At 67.6% G+C, this 18,394-nt stretch carries 14 protein-coding genes and 1 tRNA gene; 8 read left to right on the top strand and 7 right to left on the bottom strand.

The genetic code is table 11. From position 1 onward, the window contains the following. Positions 1-34: 34 nt before the first annotated feature. Both cmk and der read left to right on the top strand, forming a co-directional pair. Complete coding sequence (cmk, locus tag ACYVD1_RS11350; RefSeq protein ID WP_460771125.1) at positions 35-736, top strand: (d)CMP kinase; 702 nt, start codon at positions 35-37, stop codon at positions 734-736. Between the two features lie 583 nt (positions 737-1,319). Next, positions 1,320-2,750: a ribosome biogenesis GTPase Der gene (der, locus tag ACYVD1_RS11345; protein ID WP_460771123.1), complete on the top strand. Its 1,431-nt coding sequence runs from the start codon at positions 1,320-1,322 to the stop codon at positions 2,748-2,750. 73 nt (positions 2,751-2,823) lie between these two features. Here the strand turns inward: der and ACYVD1_RS11340 are convergent, their stop codons facing one another. Beyond that, positions 2,824-3,987 (bottom strand): DUF418 domain-containing protein, encoded by a 1,164-nt coding sequence (locus tag ACYVD1_RS11340; RefSeq protein ID WP_460771121.1) that lies wholly within the window; start codon positions 3,985-3,987, stop codon positions 2,824-2,826. 141 nt (positions 3,988-4,128) lie between these two features. Between ACYVD1_RS11340 and ACYVD1_RS11335 the strand changes: the two genes are divergently transcribed. From ACYVD1_RS11335 to ACYVD1_RS11315, 5 genes are all read left to right on the top strand, one after another. After that, on the top strand, positions 4,129-4,440 hold the full coding sequence (locus ACYVD1_RS11335) for an AbrB/MazE/SpoVT family DNA-binding domain-containing protein (protein WP_460771119.1): 312 nt from the start codon (positions 4,129-4,131) through the stop codon (positions 4,438-4,440). A gap of 594 nt (positions 4,441-5,034) precedes the next feature. After that, complete coding sequence (locus ACYVD1_RS11330; RefSeq protein ID WP_460771117.1) at positions 5,035-6,102, top strand: glycoside hydrolase family 5 protein; 1,068 nt, start codon at positions 5,035-5,037, stop codon at positions 6,100-6,102. A 197-nt stretch (positions 6,103-6,299) separates the two neighbouring features. Beyond that, complete coding sequence (locus ACYVD1_RS11325) at positions 6,300-7,319, top strand: LacI family DNA-binding transcriptional regulator (protein ID WP_460771115.1); 1,020 nt, start codon at positions 6,300-6,302, stop codon at positions 7,317-7,319. A gap of 492 nt (positions 7,320-7,811) precedes the next feature. After that, complete coding sequence (locus ACYVD1_RS11320) at positions 7,812-10,331, top strand: glycoside hydrolase family 2 protein (protein ID WP_460771180.1); 2,520 nt, start codon at positions 7,812-7,814, stop codon at positions 10,329-10,331. 64 nt (positions 10,332-10,395) lie between these two features. Then, a complete protein-coding gene (locus ACYVD1_RS11315; protein ID WP_460771113.1) occupies positions 10,396-10,893 on the top strand; it encodes a 2-thiouracil desulfurase family protein in 498 nt (165 codons plus the stop codon). Positions 10,894-10,975: 82 nt separating this feature from the next. Here the strand turns inward: ACYVD1_RS11315 and ACYVD1_RS11310 are convergent, their stop codons facing one another. The 3 genes from ACYVD1_RS11310 to ACYVD1_RS11300 are packed head-to-tail and all read right to left on the bottom strand — an operon-like array spanning position 10,976 to position 13,121. Beyond that, positions 10,976-11,536, bottom strand: a complete 561-nt coding sequence (locus ACYVD1_RS11310; protein ID WP_460771111.1) for a dihydrofolate reductase family protein — start codon at positions 11,534-11,536, stop codon at positions 10,976-10,978. Positions 11,537-11,586: 50 nt separating this feature from the next. Next, positions 11,587-12,168, bottom strand: a complete 582-nt coding sequence (locus ACYVD1_RS11305; RefSeq protein WP_460771109.1) for a dihydrofolate reductase family protein — start codon at positions 12,166-12,168, stop codon at positions 11,587-11,589. Next, entirely contained in the window at positions 12,165-13,121 is a 957-nt protein-coding gene (locus ACYVD1_RS11300; RefSeq protein ID WP_460771107.1) for a helix-turn-helix domain-containing protein, read from the bottom strand. Before ACYVD1_RS11300 ends, ACYVD1_RS11305 begins: the two co-directional genes overlap by 4 nt. Positions 13,122-13,264: 143 nt before the next feature. Here ACYVD1_RS11300 and ACYVD1_RS11295 point away from each other — a divergent pair. Further along, positions 13,265-13,338 (top strand) — tRNA-Pro (locus tag ACYVD1_RS11295). 345 nt (positions 13,339-13,683) lie between these two features. Here ACYVD1_RS11295 and ACYVD1_RS11290 read toward each other — a convergent pair. From ACYVD1_RS11290 to ACYVD1_RS11280, 3 genes are all read right to left on the bottom strand, one after another. Then, a complete protein-coding gene (locus ACYVD1_RS11290) occupies positions 13,684-15,273 on the bottom strand; it encodes a 4-hydroxyphenylacetate 3-hydroxylase family protein (protein ID WP_460771104.1) in 1,590 nt (529 codons plus the stop codon). A 69-nt stretch (positions 15,274-15,342) separates the two neighbouring features. Beyond that, a complete protein-coding gene (locus tag ACYVD1_RS11285; protein WP_460771101.1) occupies positions 15,343-15,942 on the bottom strand; it encodes a flavin reductase family protein in 600 nt (199 codons plus the stop codon). Positions 15,943-16,558: 616 nt separating this feature from the next. Then, positions 16,559-17,662: a helix-turn-helix domain-containing protein gene (locus tag ACYVD1_RS11280; RefSeq protein ID WP_460771099.1), complete on the bottom strand. Its 1,104-nt coding sequence runs from the start codon at positions 17,660-17,662 to the stop codon at positions 16,559-16,561. Between the last annotated feature and the right edge of the window lie 732 nt (positions 17,663-18,394).

Here is an 18,394-nt window from a genome sequence, read left to right as displayed (position 1 = left end):
CAGTAGTACACGTATTTTCGGGGAGTCAGCACCAGTGAGCGCGCAGGGCACGGGAATCGTCATCGCCATCGACGGTCCCTCCGGGTCGGGCAAGTCGAGCACGGCCAAAGGTGTCGCCAAGGCGCGCGAGCTGCGCTACCTCGACACCGGGGCCATGTACCGGGCCCTGACCTGGTGGATGCTGGACCACGGGATCGACGTGCACGACGCAGAGGCCGTCGCGGCCAACGTCGGGCGTCCCCTCATCGCCATGGGTACCGACCCGGCCGCTCCCACCGTGGCCGTGGACGGCCGTGACGTGGCCGCCGAGATCCGCAGCAAGGAGGTCACCACCAACGTCAGCGCCGTTTCGGCCGTTCCCGAGGCCCGCGCGCTGTTGGTTCGGACCCAGCGCGAGATCATCGAGGCCGCCCGGACCGAGTCGGCGGGCATCGTGGTCGAGGGCCGCGACATCACGACCGTCGTCGCCCCCGAGGCTCCGGTCAAGCTGTTCATCACGGCCAGCGCGCAGGCGCGTGCCCAGCGCCGCAGCAAGGAGGTCCGGGCCAGCGACATCGCCGCGACCCAGGCCGACCTGGCGCGCCGCGACAAGCTGGACTCCAGCCGGGCGGACTCGCCGCTGACGCAGACCGCCGACGCCACCGAGCTCGACACCACCGGCCTGACCCTGGACGAGGTCATCGCCCTGGTCGCCGGGCTGGCCGACGAGGCGCGGGTCGCGGTCACCGAGGCCTAGGACGTGTCCGCCGAACACGCCCTAGTAACCCCTCGGGCAGCAGGACCCCCGTCAGGGGGAGCACACGAGCATTCGCGGGGGTTGCGTGCTGTTGGCGTGTTATTCAGTGGATTTCAGCGAATCTCTGCGCTTGTCTGTGCGGACTGTTAGGTTGTTGGTTGCCTGGCCGGTGAGAGCCAAGCCGGTCGGGCAGCCACATCCTGCGGCGGCAGGTGAAACACGCCTTTCGGTCCGGGCCTTGGGCCCGGCGTCGCTGGGAGCGGCTCAGAGACGGAAAACTGCGCGTGGAGCGGGTATAAGACCGGGCCTTGTCTGGCAGTCCGCTGCGAAGCGTGAACCCATGGCCCGGCTCTTCGGAGCCGGGTACGGGACTTTCGCCCAGGAATGGTGCGATTCGTTGACGGACGTAGAAACCTCAGCGAGCGGGAACACACGAACATCCTCGGGGGTTTCACCCTCGTGGCAGGAAGCGGAACCCCTCAGCGGTATCCGTTGATTCACGTGGCGATCGCGTCGAATCCTTTCGCATCCTCGCGGCACGCATCCTGGGCGCGTGGGGACCTAGAACCGGGAGACAGACAACATGAGTGACTTCGACGTGTCCGACGTGGGACACGAGCCCGAGGGCGAGGAGGCGGTACGGCCCGTCGTCGCCGTCGTCGGCCGTCCCAACGTCGGCAAGTCCAGCCTGGTCAACCGGATCATCGGCCGCCGTGAGGCCGTGGTCGAGGACGTTCCGGGCGTGACCCGAGACCGGGTCGCCTACGACGCCGAGTGGCAGAACAACGAGTTCACCCTGGTGGACACCGGCGGTTGGGAGACCAGCGTCAGCGGTCTCGCCGCGATGGTCGCCCACCAGGCCGAGTACGCGGCGCAGACCGCCGACGTGATCCTGTTCGTGGTCGACGCGACCGTGGGTATCACCGACGCCGACGCCGCCGTCACCCGGGTGCTGCGCTCCACCAAGAAGCCCGTGGTGCTGGCGGCCAACAAGGTCGACGGCGAGAAGCAGGAGGCCGACGCGCTCGACCTGTGGAACCTCGGCGTGGGCCAGCCCTTCCCGATCAGCGCCCTGCACGGCCGCGGTACCGGCGACATGCTCGACGCCATCGTGGAGGCCTTCCCCGAGACGCCCTCGGGAGAGGCCGAGTCCGACGAGGACGGTCCGCCCCGGATCGCCCTGCTGGGCCGCCCCAACGTGGGCAAGTCCAGCCTCCTGAACCGGCTCGCCGGTGAGGACCGGGTGGTCGTGGACGAGGTGGCGGGTACCACCCGTGACGCGGTCGACGAGCTCGTCGAGCTGGGCGGCCAGACCTGGAAGTTCATCGACACGGCCGGTATCCGGCGCCGGTTCCGCGCTCTGCAGGGCGCCGATTACTACGCGACCATGCGCACCGGAAGCGCCCTGAGCCGGGCCGAGGTGGCCGTGGTGCTGATGGACGTCAGCGAGCCCCTCGCCGAGCAGGACATCCGGGTCGTGGAGCAGGTCGTCGAGTCCGGCCGCGGGCTCGTCCTGGCGTTCAACAAGTGGGACATCCTCGACGAGGAGCGCCGGATCTACCTGGAGAAGGAGATCGACCGCCAGCTTTCCCGCGTCTCCTGGGCACCCCGGGTGAACATCTCCGCGGCGACCGGCCGCCACATGGAGCGGCTCGTCCCCGCGATCGAGACCAGCCTGGCCGGCTGGAACCAGCGCATCTCGACGGGTCAGCTCAACAACTGGCTCAAGGAGATCGTGGCCGCCACACCGCCGCCGGTGCGCGGCGGCAAGCAGCCCAAGATCCTGTTCGCGACGCAGGCGGGTGTGCGTCCGCCGCACTTCATCCTGTTCACCACCGGTTTCCTCGAGGAGAACTACCGCCGCTTCCTCGAGCGCAGGCTGCGTGAGGACTTCGGGTTCCAGGGCTCCCCGGTGAGCCTCAGCATGCGGATCCGGGAGAAGAAGGGCGCGCCGGGCCGCGCTTCGAAGGGCAGCGTGCGGGCCGACCGCAGGCAGGGCGGCCGCCGCCGCTGACCGGCCGAACAGCAACTGAGGAGGGCTCCGCGGATTCTGGGAGTCCTCCTCTCGCATGTCCGGGCGCCGGCGCTCAGGGCGCGGCGGAGGCGCTCGTCCTCGACCGCGGCCGGACCGGCCCGACGAGACGCCGCAGGAGGCTCTCGGCGGGGCCCCGGTAGCCCCCGCGACGCATCAGGTCGGCGGCCAGCACCGACACCAGCCAGGTCGCGGTGGCTACCCCGAAGGCTCCGGCCAGACCCATGCGGTCCTGCAGGCCCAGGGCGAGCGGGGAGAAGACCGCCATGAACGCGAAGCTCTGGAACAGGTAGAACGTCAGCGAGCGCTGGCCCAGCGCTTGGACGGCGGTGGTGACCGGGCCGTAGGAGCGTGCTGCCCGGATCGCGACCAGCGCGATCACCCCGGCCATACCGAAGCCGCCGAAGTACCCGGTCAGGGGTTGGAGCATGGCCGTGCCCCACACCGCGACCGCGGAGGAGGCCTCCCACGCGCCGGTCTGGGCGAGGATCGACGGCAGGGCGCCGAGGGCGGACACCCCCATGGTGACCACGACGGCGCGCACCAGGAAGGTCCGGTTGCGTGCGGGCTCCTCCAGGAGGCGGCGCCGGGCCGCCCACATGCCCGCGATCACCCCCGGCACCACCAGGACCGTCGCGATGAACATCCCGATCGGTGTGAACGGCAGCCGTTCGAGGTGGAGCGCGCCGGGGTCCGTCCCCGCCGGCACGGCCAGGGTGCCGATGTCGAAGGTGGACACCCCGCTGGTCAGGGCCAGCCCCAGAGGTACACCGGAGAGCAGGGTCCCGGGGACCAGGGTGAGGCCGCCGACCCACAGCAGGGTGCGGTTCCGTGCGCTCAGCAGCCCCACGAGCAGGAGTGACGCCAGACCGTAGGCGGCGAGGATGTCGATGGGCGCCAGCAGCGTGTGCACGAGGCCGAAGACCACGAGCCACCCGCCCCGGCGGCGCAGCATGGAGCGGACGTCGACGGGCTCCGCCCCGCGGGCGGTCCGCCGGTCCAGCATCTGCACCAGGGCGTAGCCGAACAGGAACGCGAACATCGGCCGGGCGTGGTTGCCGACGAACAGTTCGTGGACTGCCAGGGAGACCCGGTTGGCCAGGGCGGGGCCGTGGTCGACCGCCAGGACGAACAGCGGGGCGTGGGCGAAGGCGATGGCCAGGAGCATGGCGCCCCTGGCCAGGTCAGGGGCGAGCGCTCTCGGAGCTGTGGTGGTCACTGCGCCTCCTCGGTAAGCGTCAATGTACATGATACGACATGTAAATCATGTAGACCATGTGTTCGTCTAGAGTCGAGGCCGGGGCTGGACATGATCTGCTTGATACGCTGTGTAAAACATGCGCGGGAAGGTGGTGTCCAGGTGGCTGACGAGGCGGACGGCACGCCCTACGGCCCCGGGGGCCGGGGTTTCTACGGTGCGGTGACGGTCAGTGAGCGGGGCCAGATCTCACTCCCGGCCAAGGCCCGCCGCGACCTGGGTATCTCACCCGGTGACAAGCTTCTTGTCCTGGGCGACCCCGCGCAGGGCCTGGCCCTTATGACGGTCGACCGACTCCTGGGCAACATGGACCTCTCACCGGTCCTGAAGTCCGCGGTGCGGGACCAGATGGGCGCCGAGGGTGAGGAGTCCGGGCCCGAGAGCGGCGACAGCTCCGGTGGTAAATCCGCCTGAGGGCCCACCGAGACACGCGCCGAGGGGTGCCCCGTCACGTCGGCGGGGCGCCCCTCAGCGCGTAGTAAGCCGGCCCTGCTGCCAAGGGATGCGGCCCTGAGGGCCGGAGGGCGGCCGCCGGACACCGCGCCAGCGTCCGGGCGGCCAGCGGGGGCCGGCCAACGGCGTCTCCGAGACGGTGGGCCCGATGGCCATGGCCCGTGTCGGAGACATTGCTGATGAGTATCGCCGCCGCTTCGTGGGATGCGCCCCCGGTGGCACTCCGTTCCATCATCGAGTTTCCCTCTGACCTGCTCATTCGCCGCGTTTGGTGCCGTTGCATGAGTCCATGTAACTGAAACGGTTATGTTTGTTTCATTGGGCCATGGGATGGCTATGCGGATGGGGCGTTCCGATTGAATCGAAAGAAAAATGCAGGTCACGGAAGTGTGTCTGGTTTCGGTTTGGCGGGCTCTCATAGTGCTCGTTGTTCTGGCTTGAGGTCCATGTTGGCCAGAAAAATTATGCGCTTAAGTTTGTAAAAGTGTTCATGCGCTTTTAGCATCTCTTGGGACGCGTCAACACCAACGGAACCCGACAGGAATGGGAAGTCTCATGACACGACCACACCGGCGAACCATCGCCGTCGCGGTGCTGTCCGCGACCGCCCTCGTGGTGCCCGCCGCCATGGTCTTCACCGGAGGCGACGCCGATACGGAGGCCCAGGCCACCCACGTCTCCGGCGGCAGCCTCCTCGAGAGCGACGAGGCCCAGGGCATCCACGTCTCCGACGGCCGTATCGTCGAGAGCGACGGCAGCGACCTGGTGCTGCGGGGCATCAACCACCCCCACGCCTGGTACCCCGAGGAGGTCGACTCCTTCGAGGGCATCAAGTCCACGGGATCGAACTCCGTGCGAGTAGTGCTCTCCAGCGGTGACCAGTGGGAACGCAACGATCCCACCGACGTCGCGGACGTGGTGGAGCGCTGCGACGCCAACCAGCTCGTGTGCATGCTCGAAGTGCACGACGCGACCGGTTACGGCGACACCGAAGACGTACCGGACGCCGTCCCGATCGACGCGACGGTCGACTACTGGGAGGACCTCTACCCGACCCTGGCCGGGACCGAGGACCGGGTCATCGTCAATATCGCCAACGAGCCCCTCGGCAACGAACTGGCCTCCAACTGGGCGAGCGAAACCGCCGACGCGATCGAGCGGATGCGCGACATCGGCTACGAGCACACCATCGTGGTCGACGCCCCGAACTGGGGTCAGGACTGGCAAGACATCATGCGCGATGAGGCGCCTGACGTCGCTGAGGTCGACCCGCACGGCAACACCGTCTTCTCCGTGCACATGTACGAGGTCTACGACGAGGCCGACACGGTGACCGGCTACCTGGAGGACTTCGTGGACGCGGGGCTGCCCCTCATCGTGGGCGAGTTCGGTGACCAGCACCACGGGGGCGACGTCAACGAGGACGCCATCCTCGCTGAGTCCCAGCGCCTGGGGATCGGTTGGCTCGGGTGGTCCTGGAGCGGAAACGGTGAAGGGGTCGAGTACCTCGACCTGGTGAACGACTTCGACGCCTCCTCGCCCACCGAGTGGGGCGAGCGGCTGATCGACGGTCCCGACGGCATCCGCGAGACGTCGGAAGAGGCCTCGGTCTTCGGGGGTTGAAGCGCATCTGAGCGCGAGCCCCAGCTGTAGCATTCAAGCTCTCCGGCCGGTGAGCGGGCATGGTCCGCACGCCGGCCGGAGGCACTTCCTCCGCCGTCCGGACCACCACGTGCGCCTCATGCCCAGCCCTGGCAGTGCCGCGGAAGCCTCTGGGCAGCGGTGTGAGTAGGCTCTGGATGACACACGGGAGGGGGTTCATGCCCAGGATCACGATCGCAGACATCGCCCGGCGAGCGGGCGTCTCCACGGGGGCCGTGTCCTACGCGCTCAACGACCGGCCGGGCGTCTCGGATCGGACGAAGGCCAGGATCCTCTCAGTGGCCGCCGACCTCGGCTGGCAGCCCAGCTCCGCGGCCCGCTCCCTCTCGGGTGAGCGCAGCGAGGCGGTCGGGATGGTGCTGGCGCGAGACCCCGGAATGCTCGGCGTGGAGTCCTTCTACATGCAGTTCCTCGCCGGGATCGAGTCCGAGCTCAGCAAACGTTCCTACGCGTTGCTGCTCCAGGTCGTGCCCGACCTGGAGTCGGAACTGCGCACCTACGAGTCCTGGCGGGCCGCCCGACGGGTGGACGGTGCCATCATCGTGGACCCCCGCAACGACGACCCCAGGCTCGGAATGTTCATGGAGAAGGGCGCGCTTCCCGCCGTCGTCGTGGGCGACACCTCCCTGGCCCGGGGCCTGACGAACATCTGGACCGACGACGCTGCGGCGATGCGCGAATCGGTGCGTTACCTGTACGCGATCGGGCACCGGCGGATCGCCCGGGTCGGTGGTGTGGAGAGCTTCGGGCACACGCACATCCGCGACCGCGCCTTCGAGGACGAGATCGACAGGCTCGGTGCGCAGGGCGTCACCCGCAGGACCGACTACACGGCGGTCCAGGGGGCCAGCGCGACCCGCGGTCTCCTCACCAGCGACGAACGGCCCTCGGCGATCATCTACGACAACGACATCATGGCCGTGGCGGGACTGGGGGTGGCGAGCGAGATGGGGATGCGCGTGCCACAGGAGGTGTCGGTGGTCGCCTGGGACGATTCGCCTCTGTGTGAAGCGACCTATCCCCGGTTGTCTGCGCTCAGCCATGACGTGACCCGGTACGGGGCGCATGTGGCCCGCCGCCTGTTCGACCGTATCGACGGGGCTCCGCCGGAGAGCTTCCTGGACTCCACACCCCGTCTGCGGACCAGGGGTACGACTGCGCGTCATGTGAGCGAGTAGGCCGCCCGGCCCCAGCGCGCCCCGTCACCTCCGGGTGCCCGTGCCCGGTTCTGCAGCGAAGGACGCGGGTCCGCGGCGGTCTCCTGTTCGCGCGACGGCCCAGGGGCTCGGACCGATGGGGCCGGTTCTGCTTGAGTGACGCTTTCGGTTCTCTACGGGTTCGTTATCGGCGACACCTGGACTTAACGAAACTTAACCGCTTAACTTATCCTGGTGCCGGAGCAGCGTGACCTCCTGGGGCTGCCTGGGAAACCCACCCCGGGGAAGTGGAGCGGTCATAGGGAGGCAAGAACCGTCCCACCGTCTGCGCGCGCGCCATCTTCCCGCGCTTGCGCCCGGCGTTCGCCACCGTCGTGACCGTCAAGAATCGCCGACCACAACGAATTCCGCATCCCTGACCGCTCCATGCGCCGCCATCCTCTTCCTGAAGCGCCACATCTGCAACGGACTCACCTCAGGAGCAGCCAAGTGATCCACCGTCCATCCGGGAATATCCTCTCCCGCCGAGAACTGCACGAGGGATGGACCCTTTCGGCCGTACGCGGCCCGGTCCCCCGGGGCTCCACCATCCGAGAGGTGCCCGCAACGGTGCCCGGCTGTGTGCACACGGACCTGTTGGCCGCGGACCTGATCCCCGACCCGTACCTCGACGACAACGAGTCGCTGCTGCAGTGGATCGGCCTGTGCGACTGGGAGTACCGCACCACGTTCACGTGGGAGCCCGGGGACCACGATCGACACGACCTCGTCTTCCACGGCCTGGACACCGTCGCCGAGATCCGCGTCAACGGCACGGTCGTCGGAACCACCGCGAACATGCACCGCACCTACCGTTTCGACGTGCGCGAAGCACTCGTTCCCGGTGAGAACGAACTTGCCGTCCGCTTCTCCTCACCGGTGCGCCACGCCGACGCCCAGAGCCTGGCATTGGGCTACCGTCCCCACGTCAACCACCACCCCTTCAACGCGATGCGGAAGATGGCCTGCAGCTTCGGCTGGGACTGGGGCATCGACACCGCGAGCTCCGGCATCTGGCGCCCCCTGCACCTCGAATCATGGTCGACGGTGCGCCTCGCCCGGGTCCGCCCGGTGGTCGAGGTCGACGGAGAAGCCCGCCCGGACGGCGGGGCCTCCGCCACCGGTCGCGTCTCGGTGCACATCGACCTGGAGAGCGCAGCCTCCGCCGACGTCCGCGTCGAGGCCGTACTCACGGGCCACGGCACCCGGGTCAGGGGGACCGCCGTCGCCGCGGCGGGGGAGTCCTCCGCCCTCGTTTCCCTGGAGGTTCCGGACGCCCGGCTGTGGTGGCCGCGCGGCCACGGAGACCAGCCGCTCTACGACGTCGAGGTCGTGGCCGCGGCCGCCGAGGGGGACGAGTACGACCGCTGGAACGGCCGGGTCGGCTTCCGGACCGTCCGACTCGACGCGAGCCCGGACGAGCACGGCACGTCGTTCACCTTCGTCGTGAACGGCCGCCCCGTGTGGATCCGCGGCGCGAACTGGATCCCCGACGACGCCTTCCCGCACCGGGTCACCCGGGAACGCTACGCGGCCCGCATCGCCCAGGCGGAAGCCGCGAACATGAACCTCCTGCGCGTGTGGGGCGGAGGGATCTACGAGGCGGACGACTTCTACGACCTGTGCGAGGAACGCGGTGTCCTCGTCTGGCAGGACTTCGCCTTCGCCTGCGCCGCTTACAGCGAGGACGAACCCCTGCGCGGCGAAGTCGAGGCCGAGGCCCGTGACAACGTGTCCCGCATCATGGGGCACGCCGCCCTGGTGCTGTGGAACGGCAGCAACGAGAACGTCTGGGGCATGCGCGAATGGGGTTTCCTCAAACGCCTCGACGGCAAGTCCTGGGGACTGGACTACTACGAGCGCCTGCTGCCGGCCATCGTGGCCGAACTCGATCCGGGGCGCGCCTACACCCCCTCCAGCCCCTGGTCAGGGGAAACGCCCGTCGACATGAACCGTGACGCCAACGACCCCGACCACGGGTCGATGCACTCGTGGGAACTGTGGAACCGTGAGGACTGGCCGCACTACCGGGACACCGTCCCGCGCTTCATGGCCGAGTTCGGTTGGCAGGGGCCGCCCACCTGGTCCACGCTCACCCGGGCGGTCGGTGACGACCCGCTCACGCCCGAGTCCCCCGGCATGAGGGTGCACCAGAAGGCGATACAGGGCAACGACAAGCTGACCGACGGGTTGGTGGCCCACGTACCGCTGCCTGAGAACATGGACGACTGGCACTGGGCCATGTCCTGGAACCAGGCGACGGCGATCCGCGTCGCCCTCGAACACCTGCGCTCCTGGACACCGAGCTGCATGGGCGCGGTCCTCTGGCAGCTCAACGACTGCTGGCCGGTCACCTCCTGGGCGGCCGTGGACGGCGACGGTCGGCACAAGCCGCTCTTCCACGCGATCCGGCACGCGTTCGCCGACCGGCTTCTCACGATCCAGCCGCGCTCCGACGCCGAGGCGGGCCTGGCGGCGATCGTGGTCAACGACGACGACCACCCCTGGTCGGGCGACCTGGTTATGCGCCGTGTCGACTTCGACGGCACCGAGCTGGAGGAGGCCAAGGTAGCGGTCCAAGTGGCCGCCAGGGGGACCGCCACCGTCGACCTGCCCGAAACCGTGGCGCTGCCCCGGGACCCTGCCCGGGAGGTGGTCGTCGCGCACCTCGCCGGCGCCCGCGCCACCTGGTACTTCGTGGAACCCCGGGACTCCGGGCTCGGGGCGGCAGAACTCGAGGTGGCGGTCTCCCCAACAGACGACGGCGCCCACGTGCACGTCACCGCCCTGAACCTGGTGCGCGACCTGGCCCTGGCAGCCGACCGTGTGCACCCGGAAGCCGTCGTCGACCGGATGCTGGTCGACCTGCTCCCGGGGGAGGGCGTCACCTTCCACGTCCGGATGCTGACCGGCGCGGACCCGGCCCTCCTCGAGGACCCGAAGGTGCTGCGGACGCTCAACGACCTCGTGGTCCAGGAAGGGCGGACCCGATGATCGAGATGATCGACCGGGCGTCACACCGCGCCGCGGTGCGCCGCTCCGGCGGTAGCGTGGTCGCATGCGCAAAGTGCTGGTCAGTGCCTGCCTGATGGGGCGCAGGGTCCGCTACGACGGCCGGGCCAAGCCGGTGGGGGACGACACGGTCGCCCGCTGGCGGGAGGAGGGCCGCCTGGTCGTGCACTGCCCCGAGGTCGCCGGCGGGCTGCCGGTGCCCCGGCCGCCCGCCGAGATCGAGCCGGGCGCCGACGCCGCCGACGTGCTCGCCGGGCGGGCCCGCATCCTCACCCCCGAGGGCGCGGACGTGACCGACCACTTCGTCTCCGGAGCCCGGTCCGCGCTGGTCACCGCCCAGTACAACGGGGTGGTGCTGGCCCTGCTCAAGGAGTCCAGCCCTTCCTGCGGCCTCCACGAGGTGTACGACGGAACCTTCAGCGGCCGCAAGGTGCCGGGGGAGGGCGTGACCGCGCACCTGCTCCGCGAGCACGGCGTCGACGTGTTCACCGAGAACGAGGTCGCCGAGGCGGCCGAGCGGATGGGAGTTCTGGAGGCGGACTGAGGCTACGGGCAGGTCCGCGGGGGCGGTGCGGGACGCCGCCGTGGTGGCGACGCCCCTGTGGCCGCCCCGTCCGGGGCGCTGCTCAGTTCTTGACGACCTCGTAGTTGAGGCAGGCGAACGCGCCCGCGAGTTTGGCCTTCAGCGGCCTCAGCTGGACCCGCCCGTCCAAGAGGGGCGCCCCACCGCCCAGGCTGACCGGCGCGATGGACACCCGCACCTCGTCCAGCAGCCCCAGCCGGGCCAGGTCCGCGGCGAGCTTGCCGCCGCCGACCACCCAGATGTCCCGGCCGTCGGCGGTCTTGACCAGCTCCGAGTGCAGGTCGCGCAGTTCCTGGTCGGTGTCGGCGCTGGCGAAGCGGATGTCGCCGTCGAACCGGGGGAGTTCCCGGTGGGTGAGTACCCAGGTGGGCGCCTCGTAGGGCCACGGTATGTTGCCCTCGTGCTCGTGGATCCATTCGTATGTGGTGGCCCCCATCACGATCGCGCCCGCCGCTTTGATGAACTCTTCGGTCGAGTCGATGGCCTCGCTGTCCGCTTCCCCGGACTGCGCGCCCTCGACGGCGAACAGCCATTCCAGTGAGTATTCGGGGTCGGCGATGAACCCGTCCAGGCTGGTGGCGGTCTCGTAGACGGTCTTTCCCATGGTGTATCCCTCCGGGGCTGACGTGGTTCGTGGCTGTTGCTTGGTCCGGATCAGGCCTTGACGACCTCGTAGTGGGTGGAGGCGAAGGGGCCCGTCCTGTGCACGTCCAGGAGTTCGAGCTTCACCCGGCCGTCCATGAGGGGTGCGCCCGCGCCCAGGGTGACCGGCGCGATCGTCGCGACGACCTCGTCGAGCAGGTCGAGCCGGGCCAGATCAGCGGCGAGCTTGCCGCCGCCCACCAGCCACACGTTGCGACCGTCGGCGGCCTTGACCCACTCCTTGTGCAGGTCGCGCAGCTGGGTGTCGGTGTCGGCGCTGGCGAAGCGGATGTCGGCCTCGTACCGGGGGAGGTCCCGGTGGGTGAGTACCCAGGCGGGGATCGAGTACGGCCAGGGCTCGTCGGGCATCTCCTGGCGGAGCCATTCGTAGGTGGTGGCGCCCATCACGACGGCCCCCGCCTGCGCCATGAACGTGTCGATCTCCTGCTCGGCCTCGCTGCCTCCGGGCTTCTCGCCGGCCCCGGCCTGCTCGCGGCCCTCGCGGTCCGCGGTGAACAGCCACTCCAGAGAGTGGTCCTGGTCGGCGATGAACCCGTCCAGGCTGGTCGCGGTGTTGTAGATGGTCCTGCTCATAGCGTGTTCCCCGGTTTCTTCGGTGTCTCGTGCCGGTCCTGCAGCCACTCCAGCGGGTCGCCGTGGCCGACCTCGACCCCCGCCGCGCGCAGCATGTGGCGGACGCTCTGCCTGCGGTGCGCGGAGTAGGTGAGGACGTGCGCGACCACCCCGCCGAGCGGAAAGCTCTCCGGCGGGTCGCACAGGGCGTCGATGAGCCGGTCGCCCCAAGCTCCGCGCCGCCCGATGTCGTCGACGGCGGCGAGCCAGCGCGCCCCGGCCACCTCGTTGCGGGCCCGGAGAGAGGTCGGATCGTCGGCCCCGCGCTCGGGCACGTCGGAGCCCTCGATCGAGGCGAGCCAGATCTCCTTGGTCCACACCAGGTGGTCCAGGGTGGCGGCGATCGACCCCTCCGGTCCGTCCCACGTCAGAACGGTCCGGTCGGGCTCTCGGACCCGTCGGAACTCCGCTTCGGGCAAGTCAGCGGCCATTCTGATGAGGAACGCGGTGTCGTCGACATCGTGGTGGGTCTGCAGGGCGGTCAGGTCCATACCGGGTCGGCTCCTCGGGTTCTCCTCCACCCACAGATGAAGCGGCGGGTGGAAGTGGACGCCGTTCGGCGCGGGCAGCCATCGGCCGCTGCCCGCCGTGGTGGCGCTGGGCGGATGGCCGAAGGCGCGCGTGAAGGCGCGCGTGAACCCCTCCACCGACTCGTATCCGGCCGCGAAGGCCGCGTCGGTGACGCTGGTGCCCTGCCCGATCTCCCAGGCGGCGCGCTCCAGCAGGACCCGGCGGCGCAGCGCCACCGGGGACTCGCCGGTGTCCCGGGACAGCATCCGGCTGAAGTGGAAGGGAGAGGAGTGGGCCTGCCCGGCCATGTCCTCCAGGCGCGGGTTGCCCTCGTCCAGGACCGCGTCGATCAGTTCACGCAGGCGGTCACGCCCTGAGGGCGGTTCGGTGCTGGGGTCGGTCATGTGACCAGTATGTTCCCGGTGCCCTCCCCGCCGCTTGACCGTTCTTGCGCGGTTCGGAGCGCGGAATCCGTGGTGCGAGGGCCCCGGGGATGCGATAGAGTCATCCCCGTTGGCGGCGCCGGAGGCGGCGGCCGCTCAGCGGACGGGACGTAGCGCAGTTTGGTAGCGCACTTGACTGGGGGTCAAGGGGTCGTGGGTTCAAATCCCGCCGTCCCGACAGAGAAGTAGCAGTACACAGAAGGGTCCACCGTTCGGTGGGCCCCTTTCTGCGTCACAGGTGGGGTCGACCCAGGGCTGTGGCAAAGTCGGGCGAGGGAGGGGAAGGTCCCGATGCGGTCCGCTACCGACTTTGCAATACCCCTGCTGGGAACCGGCTTCGGCCGCGCTGCCCTTGTTCCTTCTGCGAAAATCCGCCGTGTCTTCCGCCATTGGAAGCTTCTTCTTGCCTCATGGGCAGGGCCGCTGGATACGATCAACTTCACCCAGAGCGTCCAATCAGGCGCTCTGGGTGAAGTGAATGTATATGTCTGTTGCTAGTTCATGCCTTCGCGGGTACGGCTGTTTACTTGTTCCGGCTGAGATACATGTTGACGTCGTCGCTGTTGAATAGGTCGGGCACGGTCCAGCCGTCCAGGTCGTACTCGGACATGCACTGCTCGACCATGCCGTTCATGGTGTCGGTGGTGCCGTTGTTCATGGCGTTCATGAGCATCTCAACCCGGACGTTCTCGTGGTTGCCGGAGTAGTTGCGTTCATAGAGCTCGTGACGGCCGCCGAACTCGGATCCGATCGCATCCCACAGCAGCTTCATGAGCTTGACCCGGTCGACGGCCTCGATACCGTTGGATCCGCGCACGTACTTGTCCAGGTAGGGGCGGATCTCTGCGTTCTTGAAATCCATCGCCCCCGAGGGCAGGTAAATCAGGCCGGACGCGACGTCCTGCTCGATGATCTCCTTGATCCGCGGGTATCCCTGGGCCATGAACATTCGGTAGGCGAGGCCGTAATCCATCTTCGGCAGCACCGACCCGTTGGGGCCTTCGTCCGGGTTGAGCATCATCGCGTCGGCCAGCGCCCAGAACATATTGCGCCAACCGATGACCTCCCCGGCCCTGGCTTGAACACCACGGAAGTCCTGGGTGCCGCTGATCTCCAAGGCCTTGAGCAACAAGCCCGCGATGAAGTCAAGCTTGACCGCCAGCCGGATACAGCCTTGGAAGGTGAACCGCTGGATGAACCCCGTCTTGGGCATGAAGCCGTTGATCTGGTCCGGGTCGCCGTAGGCGAAAATGTTCTCCCAGGGCACCTCAACCTTGTCGAAGATGAAAACGGCGTCGTTCTCATCCATCCGAGAGGAGAGCGGGTAGTCGAACGGGGTTCCAGTCACGGCCGCGTTCTGGGCATACGAGGTGCGCGAGATCAGTTTGATTCCCGGCGAGTCCATCGGAACGGTGCAGATGATTGCGAACTCAGGCTTCTTGATGGGCAGGCCATAGTGGGAGATGAAGTTGAAGTTGGTGATCGCTGAACCGGTGGCGACGACCTTAGCTCCCGAGACCACTACGCCGTTGTCCGTTTCCTTTTCGACGCGCATGAACACGTCCTCGACTTGATCCGGCGGAAGGTGCCGATCGACCGGGGGGTTGATGATGGCGTGGTTCCAGTAGAGAACCTTCTCCTGAGATTCCTTGTACCAGCGGAGAGCGTTCTCCTGGTATGGGGAGTAGAAATCCGGCATAGCGCCCAGGGTTCCGAGGAATGACGCCTTGTAATCGGGAGAGCGGCCGAACCATCCATAGCTCATCCGCGCCCAGGTCTCGATCGCCGTGCGGGCTTCCTTGAGGTCGTCCACGGAGTGGGGCACCTTGAAGAACGGGTGGGTCATGCCGCCGCTACCGGTGTCGGTCTTGGAGAGCAGGTTGTCGGAGGTCGCCGGATCGTGGAAACCGTCGTACATTCGCGCGACCATGCGGACTGAGTTGCGGAACGCCGGGTGCGTGGTGACGTCCCGGACGCGCTCGCCGTGCAGGTAGACCTCCCGGCCGTCCTTGATTGACTCGATGTACTCGTTGCCGGTCATGGGCAGCTGAGGGTTGGCTGGAGTGGTGCGGTCGGACGCGTCGGCCTTACGGGAGTCCTGATTGGGGGTCATGGTGCTGTCATCTCCTTCTCTGGGGTGGACGGATCGTGCTCCTGCACAGGTGCGGAGCGGTTGGCTGGATCAGGCACCGAACGTGGTGGAGCCCTCGAACCAACCCATGGCGAGGCTGTCACCGGAGGCCTCCCAAGGGGCGGCGTCGCAGAACTTCCCGACCTCGCGGAACTTGCCGGATACGAACAGCAGCGGGTCCACGTCGTTGACCTCGAAAGCGATCACCTGTCCGATGACGATGATGTGGTCGCCACCGTCGTAGATCGCCCACGGCTTGCACTCGAGGGTGGCCGCGTTGCCGAGTAGGACGGGGATATCGCCTTCGTTGCGCCATTGGGGAGGCCTGTTCATGGGCTTGCCGGCGAAGTTGAGGCAGACATCGAGTTGGTTGCTGGACATGATGTTGATCGCGAACGGCGCGTCCTCCAGGTACTGGGCCGCCTTGTTGCCGCGGACCAACGCCACCTGGGCCAACGGGGGGTCCAAGGACACCGCGGTGAACGCGTTCACGGTGGCGCCGTGGGGTGTGCCCCCAGGTGTGCGGCAGGTGACCACGGTGACGCCAGTGGAGAACTTTCCGAACGCGTTACGCAGTTGGCGCGGGTCAATCGTCGTTTCGGTGGCTAGTGAAGGCGGGGCGCTCCCTGCCGGGCTCTCTTTCAGGGCCATGAGATCCGTCCTCCTGCTCCTCGTGTTGCGTTCCGAAGGACAGCGGAACTTGACTGCTGAGGCGAACGTATGTGTCCTGGGTCACTGCTCGGTGTGTCGATCTGGGACACTCCGTTGTCTTGACAGGGGGCTTAAGAATCTCTACAGGGTTCCGCGCAATTCAGGCCTTCAAGAGCATGGGATCTTGGGCATGACCTGGTAGGACATGAGTTTGGCCGCCCGTGAGCGATTCTCTGGGCGGCAGAGTGCCCTACTGGTCAGTGAGGTGCGGTGAAGATCCAGGACCTGTTCGGGGCGGGTATACCGAGCTTGGCCAGCAGATCGATCTGCGACCTGGTCGGGTCAATGACCTGCAAGAGCGTTCCAGCGCGGCCGGCGAAGGTGCTCACGTGCAGGCGCTGGATCTGGCGGCGGTCGTGGCCAGGGCGTTGGTGATTTCCCGGCGTTCGTGCAGCGGGGCCGACCATCTGGTTGAGGGATGAGTGGGGCGATCAGCTCCCATGCAGCATCGGTCAGGTCCGTGGAGTAGCGGTGGTGTACGACCACTGCGGGCTCCGAACGCATGGGTGCCGTCCCTCAGGTATGCACCGACCTGAACCCTTTCAGGCACTCTTGATCAGGAATCCTTGATCCCGTAAAGCCGTATCTTGCGGTAGAGCGTAGAACGGGCTATTCCGAGCAGGCTGGCCGCGGCGCTCTTGTTCCCCTTGCAGCGGCTGAGGGAATCCTTGATCGCTTCGTACTCGGCGGCTTCGATCCGGTTGGTCGTCAAGGCTCCCTGGCGAACGGGGACCCGTACCGACCACGCCTCGATCCGATCTCCCCCCGACCGTCGGCGCGCCTCCAGCAGCACGGCCTCAAGCTCGGCGACGTTTCCGGACCACTCCGCGCCCGCGAGCAGTCTTGCGGCGTCAGGAGAGAGCTGGAGCTCCGCTCTCCTGCCGAAATGTGCACGCCACAGTGCCAGGGCAACGGCCTCGATGTCCTCCTGCCGGGAGTCCAATCCGGGAAGTTGAACTGTGTCCCGGAAGACACGCGCCCACATGCGTTCGGCGAATTCGCTGGCCTGTAGCGATTGTGTCGCCACGACGGTGACCTTTCGTTCCCGTGCCTTCTGCAAGGCCGGAAGGAACTGGTGGATCCGAGCCTCGGGGACGCGGTCGAGGTCATGGAAAAGCACGGGACGGCTCTGGCCGACAGCGTCATGCAAGCGCGCCAACCACACTTGATCGCCGGGCGCTTGGTCACCTCGCAGTACCAGAGGATCCATGACCCGGGCAGGGTTGTCGGCGCAATGGCGGTCGATGAGACGGGAGGCGACGAAGTCCTTCCCCACTCCTTGCGGGCCCTGGATCCGCACCGAGAGAGGACTGCGCAGCAGAGAGGCCAGCCGCCCGCGAATTGCGCGGGCGGGGGCACTGTCACCGGGGAAGACCCCGACAAGGTTGTCCTCCGTGTCAGCTCCTTTCCCGGCTGCTGCCAAGGGGGAGCTGCTGGGGCCCCCGATACCGACCACGGCGCCACCGATCGCTCCGGTGCCCGTCGTGTTGATCCACAGCAATCGGGAAGTGCGTCCGTCAAGGAAGGGCAGCGGCTGCCACCCGACCACCGCCTGGCTCTGGTCGTGAGCCCATCGCCAGAGTTCCTGGTGAGCGAAGATTCGCAGGACGGGAGCGATAACGGCATCCGCCATCAACAGGTCAGGGCTGACACCGAGCAAGCCCTTCTCGCCGTGTTCGGCGAACCACTGGAACGCCTCCGGCAGCCCGGCTTGAGGCGCTGGTGAGCTCGTCTGTTGGTCTGAGGACGCGCACCCGTACTGGTGGATGAGAACTCCTAGGGAAATACTCCGGACCTCGTGAGGTGAGTTCAGCGGCTGGGAGCAGCAGGAAACCGGCAACCAAGACGAGACGTGCATACAAGGGTGATCTACCGTTCCCATGGCACAGACGTGGAGCCCCAGGTAGAAGGCGAGGTGTCGAATCTCCACCGGGCCGCCATGAAAGGCTCCACGCGGTTCCCCAGGCTACCTGTACGGGCTCGATACGGAGCTGCTGCGTGTGTGGGCTGGTGCCCGGGTATCCGCCGGGACCGAACCGCGTCTGACCCACCTGTCTCCGCACGGGCAGGGCATGTCCGGCGGACGGATGCCGCGGCCGTGCCCATCGGTGGGCGAGCGGCCCAGGCAAGCGCGTAACCTCAGCTTTTGACCCCCGAAAGCTTGACGTTACTTGTGAGCTGCGACACTCTTTAATGTGATGCATAGCGTTCACATTGTACGCATAGCGTTCAAAGGTGCTCTGGGTTGCCTCCTCAGCCCGCGGAAGCTTCTCCGGGAGCTGGGCGACCTCTCCTTTGAATGCGGGAATCGGCAAGGACGAAGCCGCGGCTCCCCGCAGCGATACGGGGCTGTGGCTTCCCCCGGGCGGGCCAGATCCCTGAGAGGCCCGGA

The organism is Nocardiopsis nanhaiensis, assembly GCF_054778635.1.
Note: the sequence above shows the minus strand (reverse complement) of the source record. Positions and strands in the feature narration are given on the sequence as shown.